Genomic DNA, 21,767 nt, shown 5'->3' on the forward strand with positions numbered 1-21,767 from the left:
CACAACCGTTATTTTTTTCAATCCCACAAAAGAATAAAAAAAACAGAGAAATACCCGGTTGCAGGAAAATACCCGGTTGAAAGCAAGGCTGTTTTCATCCATAATAAGCCCCGACAACAACCATTCATCAGGAGGCTGCCTCTTTGGGAACCGGGTCCATATCATTTTCTGGAATTGACACTGCGATAAACAGCTTAAATTACAACAGAAACTCCATAAAGTTTCGTGTTATCTCCGCCATACGCAACAGATACACCGATGAGGCGTCGCTATCTGATCTTACTGCCATTGCCATGGACGATTTGATCCCGGACGTCTGGGAAACGGGTAATGACATCAATCGCATACAGAAAAAACACAGAAATTTTTCAAGCATCAAGTCATCCATAAACAGCGATCTGAAAAGCCTTTCACCCGAGAATCAAAACCCGGAAAAAATTACGCTTACCCCCGACAACGTATTTGACATGACAGATGAGGCCAAAAACGATCTGCTCAACTCATTCTCCAGTGCAGTTAAAACAAGGGACATGGACCTTAACCAGGTTGTGGATATTTTAAAGACCATCACAACATTTCTGGCCGATATGGAGAAAGAAACCGGGGATGACACGCCTCTCCCCGATATCATCGAAACGATAAAAAAAATGCTCGAAAAAATAGCCCAGGGATTTGATTCCTTTGAAACGGTTGAGGATGACCTGGAAACCGTCGAACTTGACCAGGACCAGGAGCTCCAGACCGTTGAGGATGACCTGGAAACCATCGAGCTTGACCAGGATCAGGAGATCCAGACCGTTGAGGATGACCTGGAAACCATCGAGCTTGACCCGGACCAGGAGATCCAGACCGTTGAGGATGACCTGGAAACCGTCGAACTTGACCAGGACCAGGAGATCCAGACCGTTGAGGATGACCTGGAAACCGTCGAACTTGACCCGGACCAGGAGTTCCAGGCCGTTGAGGATGACCTGGAAACCGTCGAGCTTGACCCGGACCAGGAGATCCAGACCGTTGAGGATGACCTGGAAACCGTCGAACTTGACCCGGACCAGGAGTTCCAGACCGTTGAGGATGACCTGGAAACCGTCGAGCTTGACCCGGACCAGGAGATCCAGACCGTTGAGGATGACCTGGAAACCGTCGAACTTGACCAGGATCAGGAGATCCAGACCGTTGAGGATGACCTGGAAACCATCGAGCTTGACCCGGACCAGGAGATCCAGACCGTTGAGGATGACCTGGAAACCGTCGAACTTGACCAGGACCAGGAGATCCAGACCGTTGAGGATGACCTGGAAACCGTCGAACTTGACCCGGACCAGGAGTTCCAGGCCGTTGAGGATGACCTGGAAACCGTCGAGCTTGACCCGGACCAGGAGATCCAGACCGTTGAGGATGACCTGGAAACCGTCGAACTTGACCCGGACCAGGAGTTCCAGACCGTTGAGGATGACCTGGAAACCGTCGAGCTTGACCCGGACCAGGAGATCCAGACCGTTGAGGATGACCTGGAAACCGTCGAACTTGACCCGGACCAGGAGATCCAGGCCGTTGAGGATGACCTGGAAACCGTCGAACTTGACCCGGACCAGGAGATCCAGGCCGTTGAGGATGACCTGGAAACCATTGAACTTGACCAGGACCAGGAGATCCAGGCCGTTGAGGATGACCTGGAAACCATCGAACTTGACCAGGACCAGGAGATCCAGGCCGTTGAGGATGACCTGGAAACCATCGAGCTTGACCAGGACCAGGAGATCCAGACTGTTGAGGATGACCTGGAAACCATTGAGCTTGACCAGGACGAAGAAATCCAGCAGCTGGATGAACAGGAAATTGAAGCCCTGGAAGCGTTCAAACAAAACAAGATTCTGGCAGAACAGTTTGACAATGCCCTTGCAGAGCGGGATAAAAAATACAACGCCTATGCCACAATCCCTGCAGGAGTCTATACCCTAGGCGCCGACGCCAATTCCCCCACGGGCCAGGAGTGCCGGCGGATTGAAATGCCCGAAGCCTTTATTGCAAGATATCCAGTGACCAACGCCCTGTTTGAGGTTTTTGTCGAACATACGGGTTATGTCACAACGGCTGAAAAAAAAGGCACCGGTATTGTGTTCCAGGGAAGATTCAAAACAGGCAAGGGGTCGGCCCTGTGGAAAAAAAATACAGGCAGCGTCATCACCCGAGGGGCATACTGGTACCAGCCCCACGGCCCGGAAAGTTCCCTCCACGGCAAGCGCAACCATCCCGTGGTCCAGGTGAGTCTTGATGATGCCGCGGCATTTGCCGCCTGGATAGGTCGTCGTCTCCCCTCTGAGGCTGAATGGGAGGCCGCAGCCGGAACGGACTTGGGGTTGCGCTACCCCTGGGGTAACCAGTGGACGACCAATGCCTGCAACATCGAACAAAACTCAGTGGCAGACACCATCCCCGTTGACAGCTGTGACGCCTATGCCAATGAATTCACGATAGCCGACCTCCTCGGAAATGCCATGGAATGGGTGACGGACCAGGAGACCATGGAAACAGGTACGGGGGAACCTGTGACCTTCAACATTGCAAAGGGCGGCGGATGGACAGCAAAGCCGAACCTGACCGTCACCTCCCGTTCCCTGTTCCGGCCCAATTTCACATCCAATACCATCGGTTTCAGATGCATATCGGAAAAACGCTTATAACCGTTACAGCAGACGCGAGTGTTTGCCCGTGTCCGGCAAAAAAACAAACTCAAAATACAATTAGGAGACCCATTGAAAGAACATATGATCACACAACGAATCCACCGCCTCAGGCAAGACTTTGCTGCTCTTTTTGACACAATTGTGGTTCTGTCTGATGAAAACAGACGCTATTTGAGCGGCTACACCGGAGAGGATGGAAGCTACGATGAAACAGCGGGACTACTCATCATTACCCAGAACGATCTTATCCTTGCAACGGATTCACGGTATGACACCCAGGCCAGGGATGAAGCCAGCCAGTTCACCATACACTGCTGCAAGGAGAGCCTGACCAAGGAACTACCAGGGCTGTTAAAATCCGTCAATGCCCATCGGGTCGGCATTGAAGAGTCAAGACTGACCTACAGGCTGCATCAGAAGTTCTGTGAAGAAATCAAAAAAGATCAGGATCTTGACATTGAATTCACCCAGGCAGACGACCTGCTCAGCTCTTTTAGAACCCGCAAGGACCCCGAAGAGCTCATGAGAATCAGGGCAGCCCTGACCCTGGCTGAAAAGGCCTTTCTCAAATTCCGAACCCATATCCATACGGGCATGACCGAAAGGGAGGCGGCCTGGCTCCTTGAAAAAACCATGCGGGAAATGGGGGCTGACGGCCTTTCTTTTCCCGTGATCGCAGCATCCGGACCCAACAGCGCCCTTGCCCATGCAATTCCAAGTGACCGGCAGTTTAAAGAAGGGGAACCCCTGCTCTTTGATTTTGGGGCCAAACTTGACGGGTATTGCAGCGACACCACTCGAACCCTGGTGATTGGAGAACCAGACACCCGGTTTAAGGAAATTTACGACATCCTGTTCCAGGCCCAGGAACGGGCCATAACCGCCATCGCCCCCCATGTTGCGGCAAGCGATATAGATAAAGTCGCCCGGGACTACATAGACGCCACTGCATACAATGGCACCTTTGGTCACAGCCTGGGCCATGGAGTAGGGCTTGCCATCCACGAAGAACCCAGGGTATCAAGACTGAGTTCCGCGATCCTTGAACCCGGCATGGTTATAACCGTGGAGCCAGGCATCTATCTCCCCCAGTGGGGGGGGATCCGTCTGGAAAATATGGTGGTTGTAACCGACACCGGTGCAGAGGTATTGAATACCATGGACTACAGGGATTTCAGGCTATAAATGGACCGTCTGATTGACCGATACATGGCACACCTGACCCTTGAACGGGGGCTTGCCCAGAACAGCCTGACATCCTATGCCATGGATCTTGCAACCTTTGCTGATTTCCTTGAAACCAACCAGATTTCAGCCCTTGACCAGGTTGACACCGTGGTGATCCTTGCCTGGCTTGTCCACCTGGAGGCAAAAGGCCTCTCACCGCGGTCACGGGCCAGACACCTCATTGCCGTACGCGGGTTTTATCGCTTTTTGGCTCTGGAAAACCTGACCCGGTCAAACCCGTTGAGACTGATTGACATTCCCAAGGCAGGAACCCGTCTGCCCCGGTTCCTTTCCCAGGATCAGGTCACGGCCCTCCTGGAAATGCCGGACCGAACCACCCACAGGGGCCTTCGCAATGCAGCCATGCTTGAGATCCTCTATGGTGCTGGGCTGAGGGTTTCAGAGCTTGTCGGTCTAAAAACGGAACAGGTGGATCTTGTGGCCTGTTTTGTCAGACTCTTTGGCAAGGGTTCAAGGGAAAGAATCGTCCCCTTTGGATCCCATGCCAGGCAGCGCACCATGGAATGGCTGGAATGGGGACGACCCTGGATGCTCAAAAAGAATGCAAGCCGTTATCTCTTTGTTGCAAGGGCTGGTAACCCCATGACCCGCCAGGGATTCTGGAAGCTTTTGAAAAAATATGCACTTGGGGCGGGCATCTCAATAAAGGTTTCCCCCCACACCCTGCGCCACTCATTTGCCACCCACCTGCTCGAGGGTGGTGCAGACCTGAGAAGCGTCCAGACCATGCTTGGCCACGCAGACATTGCCTCTACCCAGATTTACACCCATGTGTCAAGGCAGTACCTGGTTGACATGCATAAAAAATACCATCCCAGGGGATAAGGGAAATTGATTCCAGTCCCCCTTTCATGGTAGGGTGCATCATTTTTACCAGGTGAGATAAAAAGGAACAGGGACTAAATGACAATAAAAAAAAACATGCACCAGGGGTTCTGGCAACCGGCGAACACCCTGCCCGAAAAGGGCGTTGACAGCATCAAACAGAGCCTGATGAGGCTTTCACACCCCGTCTATCTGGTGGATCTGGAGCAGGAAACGGCCGCAGCAAACACCGGTTCGGCCCTTGTGGGAAGGGACCTGAAAGACGAGACAACCCCCTATCCCCTCCGGGCCTATGCCCCTGCCCTGCCCCTGGAAAATCTGGGAGACGCAGGCTTCAAGGCAAGGCATGGAATCCGGTATCCCTATGTCGCAGGCGCCATGGCCAACGGCATCACCTCGGTTGAGATGGTGGCTGCCATGGCCGAAAACGGGATGATCGGTTTTTTTGGTGCAGGCGGTCTCAGTGTCGAGCAGGTGGAGGCAGCCTTGGTGGCATTGAAACAGCGAATCGGCGACCGCCCCTTTGGCTCGAACCTGATTCACTCTCCAGGAGACCCTGAACTTGAAATGTCCGTTGTCAACCTCTACCTCAGGCTCGGCGTCACACGCGTCTCTGCCGCAGCCTTCATGCGCATCACTCCGGCCCTTGCCTACTATCGAATCAAGGGCATCCACCGGGACGAAAACGGAACCATCGTCACCCCCAACCTTGTGATTGCAAAGGTGTCAAGAATCGAGGTGGCAAGGCAGTTCTTCTCACCGCCCCCGGAAAAACTTGTGGCCGATCTTCTGAACAGGGGTCTTATCACAGACCAGGAAGCCAAGCTCTCCCAGTCGATTCCCATGGCCCAGGATTTGACGGCCGAAGCCGACTCAGGGGGCCACACGGATAACCGCCCGGCCCTTGCCCTGCTGCCGATCATGCTCGCCCTCAGGGACGAGTTCAACGAAGGCTTCACCTATGATTCCCCCCTTTGCGTGGGACTTGCAGGGGGGATTGCCACCCCTGCAGCAACAGCTGCTGCCTTTCACATGGGGGCCGCCTATGTACTCTCCGGATCCATCAACCAGTCCTGCATCGAGGCTGCCACCTCGGATGGCGTCAAACAACTCCTTGCCCGGACCGAACAGGCAGATGTGGCCATGGCGCCTGCTGCCGACATGTTTGAACTGGGAGCCAGGGTTCAGGTGTTAAAGCGGGGTACCATGTTTCCTCTCCGGGCGGAAAAGCTCTACAGGCTCTACAAGACATACGACGCCTTCGAGGCTATTCCCCTGGCCCAGCAAAGGGAAATCGAAACCAAATTTCTCCTGGCAAGCTTTGAGGAAACCTGGCAACAAACCCGAACCTTTTTTCTCACCAGAAACATCAAAGAGGTGGTACGGGCCGAAAATGACCCAAAGCATAAGATGTCCCTGGTGTTCAGATCCTATCTTGGCCAGTCATCGCGCTGGGCCACCACGGGTGAGATGAACCGGCTGATGGACTTTCAAATCTGGTGTGGACCAGCCATGGGCGCCTTTAACCAGTGGGTAAAGGGAAGCTTTCTTGAGCCGCCTGAGAATCGCAGGGTGGTTGACGTGGCCCTGAACCTGCTTGTGGGAGCGGCCGTTTTGACCCGGGCTGGCTGGCTCAGAAATCAGGGAGCAAGTCTTGATTCAAAAATCGAAAAATTCACCCCCATACCCCGGGAACAGCTCCTGGAAATGATCTCCATGTAAAACTTTTGTCAAACCCATTCCCCTGTCTGTAAAAAAAAATAACCCTATAGTAGGGTGTGACTAATTTTATTCATTTAAAACGTCATTCGGGGGATAAATTGCAAAACAAGAACGCTGTGGCAATAATAGGGATGGGATGTATTTTCCCAAAGGCCAACGGACTCAAGGAATACTGGCGTCTGCTGCTCAACGGGGAGGATGCAATCACAGAGGTTCCTCAAGCAAGCCACTGGTCTTTGAACGATTATTTTGACGAAGACCCCGCTTCAAAGGATCGCACCTACTGTTCCAGGGGAGGGTTCCTACCTGAGGTCGCATTTGACCCGGCACGGTTCGGGCTTCCCCCCAATAACCTTGATGCAACCGACACGGCTCAGCTTCTGGCATTAATTGTGGCTGAAATGGCCCTTGGAGACGCAGGCTATGGCACACCAGGGTCCTTTGACCGACTTCGGACCAACGTTATCCTCGGAGTTACCGGCACCCAGGAGCTTGTTATCCCCCTTGGGGCAAGACTTGGCCACCCCATCTGGAAAAGGGCCTTAAAAGACTCTGGTATTCCTGACCAGAAAGCCGCCGAAGTCGTGGAGAGAATCTCAGGACAGTATGCCGAGTGGCAGGAGAACTCGTTTCCCGGCCTTCTTGGTAACGTGGTCGCAGGCAGAATCGCCAACCGCCTGGACCTGGGTGGCACCAACTCTGTGGTGGATGCCGCCTGTGCAAGCTCGCTCTCGGCCATGAACACGGCCATGCTCGAGCTTATCTCCGGACGATGCGACATGTCCATCACCGGCGGCGTGGATGCCCTGAACGACATTTTCATGAACATGTGCTTTGCAAAGACCGGGGTTCTCTCCCATTCCGGGGACGCCAAACCCTTTTCCAAGGATGCCGACGGAACCGTGCTCGGAGAGGGTGTCGGCATGATTGTCCTCAAGCGCCTTGACGATGCCCGAAGGGACAAGGACCGGATCTATGCGGTCATCCGGGGTATGGGCACCTCAAGCGACGGCAAGTCCGGCGGCATCTATGCCCCGAACGCCGCAGGTCAGCTCAGGGCTCTCCATGCGGCCTACGATATCTCCGGGGTGGACCCGGCCACGGTCGGCCTCATCGAAGCCCACGGAACCGGTACCCGGGTGGGTGACAAGATCGAATTCACAGCCCTTAAAGCCTTTGCAAGGGAGACCAACAAGACCACCAGCTGTGCCGTGGGGTCGGTAAAATCCATGATCGGTCACTCAAAGGCCGCAGCCGGGGCCGCTGGCATCATCAAATCAGCGCTCTGCCTCTACCACAAGGTCCTGCCACCGACCCTCAAGGCCGAGGAACCCGATCCCGAGCTTGAAATCAACGACACCCCGTTTTACCTTAACGCCGTTGCAAAACCATGGGTTTCCCAACAGGGTACGCCGAGAAGATCCGGGGTAAGCGCCTTTGGATTCGGGGGCAGCAACTTCCATGCGGTTCTGGAGGAAAATGAACCTGATAAATCCCGGGTTTCCTGGGACGGAACGGTTCAGATAGCAGCTTTCTCAGCCCCAACCCGGGAAGGGCTCACCCCCCAGCTCCTTGAATTCAGCAAAGACCTTGCCCGGTCAGCCCAGGGGGATGAGGCCGAACGGTCACAGGCAACGGCATGGCTTGCGTTCAAGACAAGAGGCGCATTCTCAAACAGCGACAATGCAAGGCTTTTGATCCTCATCACCCGAAACGATAACGCCGCCGAAACAGTCCAAAGGGCCATTGACCTGATCCAGACCGAACAGGATAACGCCTGGGCAAAAGAGAACATCTATTTCGGGTCGGGACAGAACAAGGGGAGACTGGCCTTTTTATTTCCCGGCCAGGGCAGCCAGTACACGGGAATGGGCAAGGATCTTATCTCAGCCTTTCCCGAAGGACTCAAGGCCCTTGCCGATGCCGGTGATCACTTTACCGCCGAGTGGGGTGAAAAAAAAGAGCCCCTGTGCGACTACATCTTCCCCCCTCCCCTCCACCGCCAGGACAAGAAGACCAGCGAAGAGATGCTAAGAACGACAGATGTGGCACAGCCCGCCCTTGGCGGGGTAAGCCTTGCCATGGCCGCCGTTCTGGGTCGATTCAACATCCTTCCGGATCTCACCTGCGGTCACAGCTTTGGCGAACTGCCGGCCCTTTACTGCGCCGGATGGATGGACAAGGCCACACTTTTCACCCTTGCCTGCGCAAGGGGACGTTACATGGCTCAATCTCCAGGAGAGCAGGGAGAGCGGGGAAGTATGCTGGCCATCAAGGCCACCCTGCCTGAAATCGAGGCATTTATCAACGAGGAGAATTTAGACCTTGTCCTTGCCAACCGCAACAGCCACGACCAGGGAGTTCTTTCGGGACGCACCGACGAAATCAAAAGGGCACTTAAGCGTTGCAGGGAAAAGAAAATCAGGGCCGTTGAAATCCCTGTGGCAGCGGCCTTTCACAGCCCTCTTGTGGAAAATGCCGCCCGGCCGTTCAAAGATCGCCTCAGCGGATTCAGCCTGACCCCATCAACAACAACCGTTTTTTCCAACACCACAGCTAATCCCTACCCAAAAGATGCCAAAAAGGCAACCGCCCTCCTCGGCAATCAGCTCCTTAACCCTGTCAACTTTGTCGACAGCATTGAAGCCATGTTTACCGACAACGCCACCACCTTTGTCGAGGTCGGCCCCAAGAGCGTACTGACGGGCCTTACTCAATCCATACTCAAGGGTAAATCGTTTACAGCCATGGCCCTTGACAGCTCTAACGGAAGGCGATCCGGCGTGGAAGACCTTGCCCGGGTGGTGTGCGAACTTGGCGCAAAGGGTCTTCCCGTGAAACTCACCGCCTGGGAAGATGATACGGAAGAACCCAGGAAAAAAATTATGCGAATAACCCTTACCGGGGCCAACATCCGGCCCAAGCCAGGATGCAACCTGCCCCCGTCAGAACCCATGACAACGGTGCCGATGGTCGACAAAAACGACCGGTTAACACCCGCCCAAACAGATGAAACCCCAGGGACCGCTTCGGCCCCTGGAGAAACGCCCAGAGGAGCTGCCATGCCGTCTTCAATCCACCCCGTTCAACCTCCCCAAAACCCGATTTCGGCAAACCCGACCCGACCCGTCGGTGCCATGGAACTTATCCTTCGAGGGCTTGAATCCATGGAGGCCCTCCAGTCCCAGACAGCCCGGACCCATGAAAAGTTCCTCGAGACCCAGGCCATTGCCAGCCAGACCCTCCAGAAAATGATGGAACAGACACGCCTGTTCAGCGAAACCAGATCCGACAACCCGATTGCACCAGCAGCCCCCATGCCCGTCAAACCTGCTGTCCAGGCAGGCCCTTCATACGCCCCCAGGCCGGTGGTCCATGAACCGGTGGCTGAAAGTGCACCCCGGCATTTAAACCATGAATTGGCACCAGAAACTGACCCCAGGCCTTTAACAGGGGGTCACCCAGCCAAGACTCAACCCGTATCATTACCCGACACGCCTGCAACTGCCCCGGCAACACAGGCAACCACGGGAACAAGCCAGGCCACCGAGGCCATCATGGCAACGGTGAGCCGCCTTACCGGATTTCCCCAGGAAATGCTCTCCCTTGACATGGACATTGAATCAGACCTTGGGATTGATTCCATCAAACGGGTGGAGATCGTAAGCGAACTGGAAAAAGAGCTACCCCATACCTTCCAGATCTCCCCTGAAGACATGGGTACGTTAAAGACCCTTGGAGATATTCTTGCAGCCATGGCAGTGGACCCATCGGACAATACCGGCCCGGAAGCCGTTCCGACCATTGAGAACAGCCCATCACAGGACACGTCGGTCATGGCCGCCCTTGTAAAGGTGATCGGTGAACTCACGGGCTTTCCAGGGGAAATGCTCGAGCCTGAAATGGACCTGGAGTCAGATCTTGGCATTGATTCCATCAAACGGGTTGAAATTCTATCAAGACTTGAAAAAGAACTGCCCCATGCCGCCACTTTTTCTTCGGAAAAGATGGCAGAGTTGAGAACCCTTGCCGACATTGCCGCCCACATCGACGGCAACGCCCCCCCGGCAACAGCACCTGTGAATGCCAACAACAAAACGCTCCAGTCAGCCAGGCCGGTCGAAAATCATCAAACCACCACCATAGTTGCAGATCCTGTTAATACCGGTACCCGTATCACCGGTAAAAACCAGGCCAACAACAATAAGGTCAGCAGCAGTAGTGTGAATAGCAGCCATACCGGACTGATGCGCCAGACCGTCAAACTCAAACAGCTGCCCATGGACCAGGTAAGGTTCCACAATGGCTCAAAGCTCAACATCGGTGCCGATAAAACCGTGTACATCGCAGGCAGGGCGACTGATTTTTCAACAGCCCTGGCCAAATCCTTTAAACGGGCAGGCATCAAGTCTAAAATCATCTCCATGGCCCTGGGATTGAACAGCGATCTGCCCGCCATGGCAGGCCTTGTAATTGTCTACGACTCGGACCATGCTGGCCAGGACTTCCTCAAGTCAGCCTTTCTCCTGGCAAAGAAGAGCGGCCCGGACCTCTTGGCATCGGCCAGGAAACAGGCGGCTTTTTTCACCACGGTGTCGTTCCTTGGCGGCGGTTTTGGATTTGACGATGGTCCCATTACCGATCCCCTCCAGGGCGGCCTTGCAGGCCTTGCCAAAACAGCCGCCCTTGAATGGCCGGAGGTCTTGTGTCGAAGCCTTGACCTTGCCCCTGAACCTGTACCAGACAACACCGCCATGGATGCCATTTCAAGTCTGACCATGATCCATGGTCCTGTGGAAATGGGCATCCGAGACAACCTTTGCAACATCCCGGAACTTGTTACAGCCGAAGTGGCACCCGGAACAGCCACAATCAACCCGGACGACGTTTTTGTCATTTCAGGAGGAGCCAGGGGGGTGACGGCCGAATGCGCCCTGGCCCTGGCCGACCGTCACCAGCCAACCATTGTTCTGCTGGGAAGATCCCCGGAGCCCTGGGATGAACCTCTATGGTTAACCAGCCTTGAAGAAGAGGCAGATATCAAACGGGCCTTGCTTGAAAATGAATTCACAGGCAAACGCCCTTCCCCCCGGGACCTTGACACCCGTTACCGAAAAATCGTCTCCAACCGGGAAATCACCAACACCCTTAAGCGAATCAGGGCAACCCATGCCAGGGTCTCTTACCTGTCGGTGGATATCCTGGATGCCCCCCAGGTCGCCCAGTGTCTGAAAAAGATTGAGAAGCAATTTGGAGCTGTCACCGGCCTTGTCCATGGTGCAGGTGTTCTTGAAGACCGCTTCATCCTTGACAAGGAAGAGCAGCAGTTCTCTAAGGTTTTTGACACCAAGGTTCAGGGGCTTAAGAATCTTTTGGCGGCCGTTGATCCCCACCGTCTCACCCACCTGGTTTTATTCTCATCCATTGCGGCCCGCACGGGCAACCCCGGCCAGGTGGACTATGCCATGGCCAACGAGGTACTCAACAAAACGGCCCAGGACCTGGCACGGCGCTTTCAGACGTGTAAGGTACTCTCCATGAACTGGGGCCCCTGGGCGGGAGGAATGGTCACCCCGCTTTTACGGCAAAAATTTCAAAAACAGGGCATGAATCTCATCCCCCTGAAAGCCGGGGCAGCAAAACTTGTCCAGGAGATGGTATCCAGCGGACCGGTAGAGGTTGTCATTGGCGGCCATTTACCCGCACCAGTACCGCCTGAACACAAACCCGGAAAGCCCCTCACCAGGGCCTATGAAACCGAGGTCAGCACGTCGCTGTTTCCCATCCTCAATAACCATCGCATCGCAGGCCAACCCGTTGTTCCCTTTGCCCTGATGGTCGAGTGGTATGCCCATGGTGCCCGCCACGCCAATCCCGGCCTGATCTTTGCCGGTATTGATGACATGGGGGTGCTCAAGGGGATAAAGCCGGGCAACGCCACAACCCGGATAACCATCAACACGGGCAGGTGCATGCCGGACAACGATCTTTTCAGGGTTGAAACAGAGCTTTGCTCGGAGGCCGGCCTCCACGCCAGGGGGGTGACCCTGCTGGCAGATACCCTTCCCCAGGGGCCGGCTGCCCCCCCCGCAGATCCCATGGGACTTGCCCCCTCCACGCTTTGTGTTGAAGAGGCCTACGACACCATTCTCTTTCACCAGGATCGACTCAGGGGAATCAAGGCCATCCTGGCAACGGGCACCAACGGGATTAAGATTTCAGCATCACGGGCACAAGCACCCGCTATCTGGATAAAACAGCCCCATGCGGCCACCTGGACCATGGATCCCCTGCTGCTTGATTCAGCCTTCCAGGCCGCCATCATCTGGAGCCACGGGCAGACCGGCAATGCCTGCCTGCCGTCCCGTTTTGCAAGTCTCAGGGTCTATGGACCCTTTGCCGATTCAACAGGCGATGTCACCATCACCCTTTGCGTCAAAGAACAGACAACCCACGCCATTAAAGGCGACTTCACCTTTGTTGACGACACAGGCAGGGTAATAGCAGATATTACCGGGTTTGAGGCGGTTATGGATCCGTCACTCATGGCAAAATTCAAACCCGAAAAAAAAAAACAACCGGTGCGCTTCTCCCGGGAGCAGATACTTGCCTTTGCAGAGGGCAAGCCGTCCATGGCCTTTGGCGAACCCTATGCGATATTTGACAATGAACGGGAAATCGCACGCCTTCCAAGGCCCCCCTATTTCTTCATGGACAGGGTTGTCTCAACCGACGCCATCCAGTGGGAAATGACCCCGGGCGGATGGATCAAGGCTGAGTTTGACCTGCCCCCGGACGCCTGGTATTTCAAGGCTGCAAGAAGCCATGCCCTTCCCTTCAGCATCCTTCTGGAAATTGCCCTCCAGCCCTGTGGATGGCTTGCCGCCTATATCGGTTCGGCCCTTAAAAGCGACAAGCGCCTCTACTTCAGGAATCTTGGCGGACAGGCAACCCTTGTACGCCCCGTCACCCAGGATATGGGAACCCTGACCATGCGGTCCCGAATGACCAACGTTTCCGAGGCCGGCGGCCTGATTATTCAGGAGTTTGACATGGAGGTACTCAACAACGGAGCACCCCTGTACACGGGTACGACCAGCTTTGGTTTTTTCACAAAAGAGTCCCTGTCCAACCAGACCGGAATCAAGACAACCCCCCTTGACCGAGCGCCGTCGAAATCGGAACTCAGAAATGCGGTCTGCATTGATTTTACCGATGACGCTCCCCTGACACCCGGAGACGACAATGCTTCTATCCCCACGGGACTGCCCTCAAAGGCCCTGAGGATGATCGACAGAATTGATGTTCTCACCCTGGACGGTGGTCTTTTCGGCAACGGGTATGTCCGGGCAACCAAAGAGGTGGATCCCGATGAATGGTTCTTCAAGGCCCATTTTTACCAGGACCCGGTCTGCCCGGGTTCCCTGGGCATTGAATCCTTTTTACAAATCATGGCAGCCTATGCAAAAGAGCGGTGGAACTTTTCCTCGGAAACCCATGAAATGATTCCAACGGGCCAGGATCACAAATGGACCTACCGGGGGCAGATCACCCCGGACAACCGTCGCATCAGCGTCGAAGCCCACATCCGGTCGGTCACAGACGGAGAAAACCCTACGGTGACGGCCGATGGTATCCTCCGGGTGGACGGCCTGATCATCTACCAGATGGAAGGATTTACCCTGGAGTTGTGTCCTGTGAACGGGACACAAGATCAAGCAGCAGCACCCGGGAATTCCTCTCGTTGTTATATCTGACCTTTCGACCCGGGGGAAGGGATGACGGGGTTCCCGGATAGAAGCCAAACCCATAGAACCAGTCTGAAGTCTGGGTCGTTAACAGGAACAACCGGTTCATCCCGCGTTTTTGTCCAAGCCCAATGAGGTAACGCATGATCTTTTTGCCGACCCCCTTGCACTTGTACGAGGGGTTAACAGCAATGGCGCCAATCTCCCCCTGGTTGTTATCCTGGGGATAAAGGGCACCGCAGCCGTAAATGGCCCGATCCACCTCGTAGATATAGTAATCGTTGATCCTGTCATTGATCTCAGATTCAGAGCGCAGCACCAGGTTCCCCTGTTTCACGTAGTCTTCCAAGCAGGAAGATCTGGAGATCTGGAGATCTGGGGGAGATCTGGGTGTAGATCTGGGTAGATCTGGTTAGATCTGGGGACACCTTACTTAATTATATAGATCTGTATTAGATCTGGTAGATCTGGGGACACCTTACTTAATTAGTAGATCTGTAGATCTGGGGACACCTTACTTAATTATATAGATCTGGGTATAGATCTGGAAACACCTTACTTAATTATGCGTAAGTGCCAGAACGTTATCCATTTGAGTTATTGAGTATTTTGGTCCCATAAAAAAAAAGGATTGAACCGGTTCAGGCTCAGTTCTTTTTGTTTTAGATAAGTATGGTGTTCCCGGAATGTCCCCCGGAATGTTTATTAAATATGCTGCCTCCGAGATGTCCGAATGTTTATTTTTTTTTCGGAAATTTTGTGGTATTATATTTAAATATATCGACTCTGGACAAATCCTATCTTTCAAATTTTTAAAATCAGGATGTCTTATCATGGCACGAATGGCGAGAGCTATCGCGCCGGGAATTCCCCACCATGTAATACAAAGGGGAAACAGGCGCCAGCAAACATTTTTCAACAATGAAGATTACCAAAATTATCTGACGGTGATGTCTGAGTGGTGTGCCAAGTTTGAGGTACAAACCTGGGCTTACTGTCTCATGCCTAATCACGTCCATTTGATAATGGTTCCAGCAACAAAGGATGGCTTGAACAAAGCCGTTGGTGAAGCCCACAGGCGCTACACCCGACGGATTAATTTTCGCGAAAAGTGGCGTGGCCATTTATGGCAAGGAAGATTTTCTTCTTTTATTATGGAGGAGAGATATTTATTGGCATGCACGAAATATGTGGAGTTGAATCCGGTCCGGGCCGGTTTGGTAGAAAAGCCTGAAAATTGGCGGTGGAGTAGTGCTGGCGCACATATGAAAGGCAAAGATGATATTCTTGTAATGACTAAGCCATTGCTTGAAATTGTGAAAACACCCTGGGAAGTTTTTTTGAGTTTGGATGTGGAAAAATCGCAAATAGAATTATTTCAAAAACATGAACGAACAGGACGACCTTTAGGAGAGGATTCCTTTGTAATAAAAATGGAATTACTTTTGGATCGAAAACTCAAGCCGCAAAAACCTGGGCCGAAGAAAGAATAGATATAATTCTCTTTTTTTTGCACGGCAACCACTATATTTTTTATAGAATTAAGTAAGGTGTCCCCAGATCCCCTATAGAATTAAGTAAGGTGTCCCCAGATCCTCGTAAGGTGTCCCCAGATCCTCCAAAAATTAAGTAAGGTGTCCCCAGATCCTCCAAGTAAGGTGTCCCCAGATCCTCCAGATCCTCCCAGATCCCCAAAGTAAGGTGTCCCCAGATCCCCGGGTGGACGGCCTGATTCTCTACCAGATGGAAGGATTTACCCTGGAGTTGTGTCCTGTGAACGAGACACAAGATCAAGCAGCAGCACCCGGGAATTTCTCTCGTTGTTGTATCTGACCTTTCGACCCAGGGGAAGGGATGACGGGGTTCCCGGATAGAAGCCAAACCCATAGAACCAGTCTGAAGTCTGGGTCGTTAACAGGAACAGCCGGTTCATCCCGCGTTTTTGTCCAAGCCCAATGAGGTAACGCATGATCTTTTTGCCGACCCCCTTGCACTTGTACGAAGGGTTAACAGCAATGGCGCCAATCTCCCCCTGATTGTTATCCTGGGGATAAAGGGCACCGCAGCCGTAAATGGCCCGATCCACCTCGTATATATAGTAATCGTTGATCCTGTCATTGATTTCAGATTCAGAGCGCAGCACCAGGTTCCCCTGTTTCACGTAGTCTTCCATGAGCAGCAGGATTTCCGGAACATCCTCGGGGGTGGCCATCCGAATATAGGCATAATCGTTGCGGTAAACCATGGTGCCAAGCCCCGTGCTTGAGAACACCTCGGTGAGCAACGACCCCTCCCGGGTGCCGGAAATAATGTGGACCCGATTCACTCCGTTCTGGGGCCGGGTGACCTCAAGGGCATTTTCCAGGTATTCCCGGTAGTGGTAGGTCAACTGGTCTGTATTGTGTTCAAGGATATAATCCACCTGGGATAAATCCAGGTTGGAAAAAATACCGTTTGCATTGGGTACTATTTCGCCTGGAAAGGTTAGATTCTCAACACGAATGCCCTCATCCTGTCCGATGAAAAAAAGTTTGATCACGTCCAGGTCCCGGCACAGGCAACAGGTTATTTCATTGGAGTTGACGTTGTAGCTCTTACCCGTGGAATTAAAACCGACATTGTACAGCACAGGAATAAAATTTTCTTCCATGAGCTTCACTACAATGTCCGACCGGATCTTTTCAATACGACCGGTAAACTCAAAATCTATCCCCTGGCTCACGCCAAGTGAGCGTGCCCGGATCCAGGTGCCCATGATGCCGTTGGCCCCACCTGCGCCAAGTTGGGAAATAATGGTTTCAGCAACCTCCATTGCGGCAAGCTTCACCAGGGGAAGGGCCGATACAGGGGTGATGCGGACCCCGTCCACAAACCGGGTCCGAATGCCTGCCTGATCAAGCTTCTGCTCAATGGTATGACGGATGCCAGGGACAATGACAATGTTGATGCCAACGTCGTGGAGCTGGATGATATCCTTCATGAGCAGGGGAAACAGGGTAGAATCGAGCAGGCTGTCCTCAATCTTAAGTACAAAGGTCTTTTGCCTGTAACGACGGATGTAGTTAAACACCTCTCTGATACCGCTTACCCCTGCAACAACCTCTTTTTTTTGCTTGTGCATAACAGGTTTCCTAGGAAAGAAAGAGAAGGCTCAATGCCGGAACATAGGTGATAATCAACAATGCCAGAATCATGACAAACATGAACGGCAGGGCCGAGGCATAAATCTCAGTCACAGGTTTTTCAAACCGGTACGAGGCGATGAACAGGTTCATGCCCACCGGTGGCGTAAAGTAACCGATCTGCATATTGGCAAGAAAAATGATGCCAAGGTGGACCGGGTTAATACCATAGCTTTCGGCAATGGGCAAGAGCAGCGGCACCATGATCACGATGGCGGAAAAGATGTCAAGAATGGCACCAAGGGCAAGCAGGATGAGGTTCAGAAGAATCAGGAAGGTAAATTTACCTGCAATGTGGCCCTGGATAAGGGTAAACAGGCCAGTGGGCACCCCTGCATCCACCAGAAAATTGGTAAAGGCAAGGCTGACCCCGAGAATCAGGAGTATTCCACCCACCATGACCATGGCATCCTTGAGGATACCGGGCAGCCGGGCAATGGGAATCTCCCTGTAGACAAAAACCTCGACAATGATCACATAAAGGGCCACAACGGCCGCCGCCTCTGAAACGGCAAAGAACCCGCCGTAAATGCCGGCAACAAGGAAGATGGGCAGGGGGATCTCCCAGGCAGCGGCCTTGATGGCAGCGAGGGCCTCTTTCCAGGAAAACGACTGCAGGGGAACCACCCTGTCCCGGGTTGCCCAGACGCTCCATAGGGAAAGCAGGACGATCATCAAAAGGGCAGGAAGGATGCCCGCCAGAAAAAGGTCCTCGATCTCAACGTTTGATCCCATCTGCTGGGCAACAATGCCATAGAGAATCAGGGGCAGGGACGGCGGCAGCAAAAGCCCGAGGCTGCCCGAGGTGGTGACAAGGCCCAGGCTGAATTTCTCACTGTATCGGGCCCGGGTCAAGGCCGGCAGCAACAGCGCACCCACGGCCACGATGGTCACTCCGGAAGCGCCCGTAAAGGCAGTAAAAAGGGCACAGGTGACAAAGCTCACAACGGCAAGGCCGCCGGGCATCCACCCGAGAAAGGCGCTGGACAGCCGTACCAGCCGTTTTGAGGTGTTGCTCTCCCCCAAGAGATAGCCTGCAACGGTGAAAAGGGGCAAAGCAGACATGACAGGGGTGTCGGTGAGCCTGTAAAGCTCAATGGCAATGGCTGAAAGATCGATGCCGGTAAAATAAAATCCTGCACAGGCAGCAGCCAGGATCACCGCAAAAAGAGGGGCCCCAAAAACGGCAAGCAGGGTTATTATGGCAATGGGGATCAGGTTCGTCACAACGGGGATTTCGGATCAAAGGTAAACGAACGGATGCCAAGCCCCAGGCAGCGAAGCGCCATGATCAGAAATGCCACGGGAATAATCGTCTGGCAGGCCCAAGTGGGGACATTGGCAAAAGCAGGCGTGGAGAACGCATACTCCATGCGCACAAAAGCAAGGCTGTACCAGGCCGTTACAAAACAGACCAGGGAGGCAAACATCAGGGTGATAGCATTTACGACCCTGGCCCCACCCGCTGAAAGATAACGGGTCACAACATCCATATTGATATGATTGTTCTGCCTTGTGGCGACCATGGCACCCACAAGCCCGGTCCAGAGAACGAGAATTCTCACAAGAGTGTCTCCCCATACAATGCCGGATCCCGTGGTGTTTCGAAGAACGATCTGGAGAACAGCCATGAGCATCATGGTAAACACAAGGAGAACGAGCAACATATCCTCCAACCAATGCAGCACCTTTATGATACGGGAAACGCCCATGGTCCTATTTTGTCCGGAACGCCGAAAGGTGACGGTTAAGGGTGTCTACAATTTGCCGGGAAAGGACCCCCTTATCGACCAGTCGCTGGGGCACACCCTGGGATCGCTTAAGCCAGGTATCAAGGGAAACAGCATCGGGAACCACAAAGGTAAGTCCCATCTCCTTTAAAACCTCTGTGGCTTCAATATTCTGTTCGCGGTTGTGGCGGTCGATCCGGGCAAAGGCCTCGACCATCCCAGACCTGACGATCTCCCTGTCACCCGGCTCAAGCTTTGAAAAGGCCCGTTTTTCAATGGCAAGCAGACCATTGGTATAGATCAGGGGAATATCAGTAACAAAATGCACCTGGGTGTGCCAATGCAGGAGAATGGCATAGGAGGGCGGAATGGCAACGGTATCCAGAAGCCCGGTTTGGAGTCCTGTCCTGACATCGGCCAGGGAAAGGGTGATGGGGCTGACGTCAAAAGCCTTGACCGCCTCAAGGGCTGCGGCATCGTTTTCAGGTATCCACACCTTTCGCTGCTGAAGATCGGCAACCGTTGTAATGGGTGTGTTGGACATGATACGGGCAAATCCGCCTTCGGCAAGGCCGAACACGACAAACCCGGCTTCGTCATATCCCTTGATAAGGATGTCATCCATCTGTTTCCTCACATAATCGACCTCCTCAAACGATCGGAACACACAGGGAAGACTGTACACCTGGCTGTCCGGGTAGTAGGTCGACAGGCTCCCTGAGGAAACCGCCCCCCCCTGGAGTTGGTTGATGCGAATCTTTCTCAGTACCCCCTGGTCGTTGCCCATGACTCCGCCGGGAAAAAATTTAAACCCCACCCGTCCCTGGGTGGCTGTGGCGATCTCTGCGGCGGCTGCCTGCATCTGCACCACCTCAAAGGATCCTTCCGGCGCAAGGGTTGCGATTTTAAACACCGTGGCATGGGCAGGGATAGCACCAAGGAGGGTGAGGAACAATACGATCACAAGGGCTGTTCTATAAATCATAGTTGGGCTTTCTCCATTTTCAACAAGAATCCTTGGGGAATATCAGAAATAATCCTGACCAGACGCTAACAGTTTTTCTGCCTCCTGCCTGGCAAGGGCATTCACCAGGGTGTCCCCACCTGGTTCAACGGGCTGGGACAGCACCCCATTGAGCAACCGGTCGTGGAGCTTTCTGTCAAACATGGGCCTTGCATAGTTTTTAGCATAGAGCACCCGGGCCATGAGGTTTTTTGTTCCGGCCAGTAAAACGCCCCGTTCAAAATGGGCCCGGCTGACCTCGGGTCTTCCACCAAGGACCGGGGGCAGGACCATGGCAAGGGAGCCAAGGTAAAGATGGGCCGCACCATCCTGATACCCTTCGTCAAGAAAGACCACCCGCTCCATGAGCTTCTCGATCTTTGGAATCTGGGCGAGGGCTTTCATACTGCCGCTCCTGGCTCGTATCCACCCGGCCCAGGAGACACCAAGGGTATAAAGGATATCGATATCGGAAAGGTTCGCAGCATTAATTGTGGTTTCAAAGATTTTAAAATCCATCAGGTCAAGACCGCAAAGCGTTCTGTCTTTTTCGCAGGCGGCCCTTAACCCATAGTCAAGGGACTTGTCCGTAAGGCGAAGGGCCCTTTCCCCGTCCGGCACAAAAACATCGGAATAGGTTGAATACAGCTTTGCCGCCGATGCAAGGAGTTTCGGGTTTGACGGATCATCCAGGACAAAGGCATCCACCATGATGAGATAGGCCGGCCCTCCTTCCCTGATTGTCTCAAGGTCGTTATTCCGGCCAATGGCATCAGCGAGGCTTGCGGCAAGATTTCCCGTAACACTTGTGCATCCGGCGGCAAGGCCCATGAAAAAAAGCAGGATGACCACCAGAAAAGGTCCAGAATGGATCAAAAAACGTTTCATGGTAGCAGTCATACCCATGGTTGGGATTCCAGTCAACTTAAAAGACCGACTAAACAAAAATTTTACACAATTCCACGGCGAAATAGAGGAAATCACCTGGATCATTTAAAATGATAAGGGAATGCGGCTTGTATTTTCTTTGTTTCTCCTGTAGTGTTGAGCGTTTTAACAAAACATCGACCTTAAAGGACGGTATAGACAGATGGGCCGGGACAGAAAAGAGCGGAGCATACAGAACCAGGACAACGAGCGACAAAGCCGAACCAAGGCCAAACTCGAGGTGGAAGCCCTTCAGCGACTCGGGGAGCAACTCATCGCTCTCTCCCTTGAACAGATCAGGACAATGGATATCCCCGAGACCCTGAGAAAAGAGGTGATATTTGCAAAGACCATCACCCGCCATGGGGCCATGCGCAGGCAGCTTCAATATATCGGTTCCATCATGCGAACCATTGATCCTGAAACCATTGTTATGGCCATTGACCGACTCTCCTTGGCCCGAAGCGTTGCCATTTCAAAATTCAAAACCATGGAAAAGATCCGGGATGATCTCATGACCGGGGATGCCTCTCACTTGGAAGCCTTTGTGGACAGCCATCCCCAGGTCGACCGCCAGAGACTGCGACAGCTTATCAGGAATGCAACCTCGGAAATTACCGCAAAAAAACAGCCAAAATCATACCGTCTCCTGTTTAAATATATCAGGGAAACCATGGAGTCCGGAGTCAATTAGC

Annotated in this window: 13 protein-coding genes; 7 read left to right on the forward strand and 6 right to left on the reverse strand. The window is 53.4% G+C overall.

Features of this window, described 5'->3' with window-relative positions; translation table 11 throughout:
* Window positions 1-143: 143 nt before the first annotated feature.
* From HRM2_RS25420 to HRM2_RS25425, 5 genes are all read left to right on the forward strand, one after another.
* Window positions 144-2,684: an SUMF1/EgtB/PvdO family nonheme iron enzyme gene (locus HRM2_RS25420; RefSeq protein WP_015905157.1), complete on the forward strand. Its 2,541-nt coding sequence runs from the start codon at window positions 144-146 to the stop codon at window positions 2,682-2,684.
* A gap of 72 nt (window positions 2,685-2,756) precedes the next feature.
* Window positions 2,757-3,872 (forward strand): aminopeptidase P family protein, encoded by a 1,116-nt coding sequence (locus tag HRM2_RS16395; RefSeq protein ID WP_015905158.1) that lies wholly within the window; start codon window positions 2,757-2,759, stop codon window positions 3,870-3,872.
* A complete protein-coding gene (xerD, locus tag HRM2_RS16400) occupies window positions 3,873-4,760 on the forward strand; it encodes a site-specific tyrosine recombinase XerD (protein ID WP_015905159.1) in 888 nt (295 codons plus the stop codon).
* A 78-nt stretch (window positions 4,761-4,838) separates the two neighbouring features.
* Window positions 4,839-6,482 carry a PfaD family polyunsaturated fatty acid/polyketide biosynthesis protein gene (locus tag HRM2_RS16405; RefSeq protein ID WP_015905160.1) on the forward strand — a complete coding sequence of 548 codons (1,644 nt, stop codon included), beginning with the start codon at window positions 4,839-4,841 and terminating at the stop codon, window positions 6,480-6,482.
* 98 nt (window positions 6,483-6,580) lie between these two features.
* The gene (locus tag HRM2_RS25425) at window positions 6,581-14,239 is read left to right on the forward strand and encodes a type I polyketide synthase (RefSeq protein ID WP_015905161.1); all 7,659 of its coding nucleotides are present in this window, start codon (window positions 6,581-6,583) and stop codon (window positions 14,237-14,239) included.
* Here the strand turns inward: HRM2_RS25425 and HRM2_RS16415 are convergent.
* Window positions 14,160-14,567 carry a GNAT family N-acetyltransferase gene (locus HRM2_RS16415; RefSeq protein ID WP_041273328.1) on the reverse strand — a complete coding sequence of 136 codons (408 nt, stop codon included), beginning with the start codon at window positions 14,565-14,567 and terminating at the stop codon, window positions 14,160-14,162. The genes HRM2_RS25425 and HRM2_RS16415 overlap by 80 nt on opposite strands.
* A gap of 496 nt (window positions 14,568-15,063) precedes the next feature.
* Between HRM2_RS16415 and HRM2_RS16420 the strand changes: the two genes are divergently transcribed.
* Window positions 15,064-15,723: a transposase gene (locus HRM2_RS16420; protein ID WP_015905163.1), complete on the forward strand. Its 660-nt coding sequence runs from the start codon at window positions 15,064-15,066 to the stop codon at window positions 15,721-15,723.
* Between the two features lie 260 nt (window positions 15,724-15,983).
* Here the strand turns inward: HRM2_RS16420 and argA are convergent, their stop codons facing one another.
* The 5 genes from argA to HRM2_RS16445 are packed head-to-tail and all read right to left on the reverse strand — an operon-like array spanning window position 15,984 to window position 21,033.
* On the reverse strand, window positions 15,984-17,351 hold the full coding sequence (gene argA / locus HRM2_RS16425; RefSeq protein ID WP_015905164.1) for an amino-acid N-acetyltransferase: 1,368 nt from the start codon (window positions 17,349-17,351) through the stop codon (window positions 15,984-15,986).
* 10 nt (window positions 17,352-17,361) lie between these two features.
* Window positions 17,362-18,639, reverse strand: coding sequence for a TRAP transporter large permease (locus HRM2_RS16430; protein WP_015905165.1), 1,278 nt, complete (start codon window positions 18,637-18,639; stop codon window positions 17,362-17,364).
* On the reverse strand, window positions 18,636-19,079 hold the full coding sequence (locus tag HRM2_RS16435; protein WP_187149268.1) for a TRAP transporter small permease: 444 nt from the start codon (window positions 19,077-19,079) through the stop codon (window positions 18,636-18,638). Before HRM2_RS16435 ends, HRM2_RS16430 begins: the two co-directional genes overlap by 4 nt.
* 49 nt (window positions 19,080-19,128) lie before the next feature.
* Window positions 19,129-20,127: a TRAP transporter substrate-binding protein gene (locus tag HRM2_RS16440; RefSeq protein ID WP_015905167.1), complete on the reverse strand. Its 999-nt coding sequence runs from the start codon at window positions 20,125-20,127 to the stop codon at window positions 19,129-19,131.
* A gap of 42 nt (window positions 20,128-20,169) precedes the next feature.
* Window positions 20,170-21,033, reverse strand: a complete 864-nt coding sequence (locus tag HRM2_RS16445) for a TRAP transporter TatT component family protein (RefSeq protein WP_015905168.1) — start codon at window positions 21,031-21,033, stop codon at window positions 20,170-20,172.
* A 202-nt stretch (window positions 21,034-21,235) separates the two neighbouring features.
* Here HRM2_RS16445 and yjgA point away from each other — a divergent pair, with 202 nt between their 5' ends.
* On the forward strand, window positions 21,236-21,766 hold the full coding sequence (gene yjgA / locus HRM2_RS16450; RefSeq protein WP_015905169.1) for a ribosome biogenesis factor YjgA: 531 nt from the start codon (window positions 21,236-21,238) through the stop codon (window positions 21,764-21,766).
* Window position 21,767: the final 1 nt, after the last annotated feature.

This window comes from Desulforapulum autotrophicum HRM2, from assembly GCF_000020365.1.
Classification (GTDB): domain Bacteria; phylum Desulfobacterota; class Desulfobacteria; order Desulfobacterales; family Desulfobacteraceae; genus Desulforapulum; species Desulforapulum autotrophicum.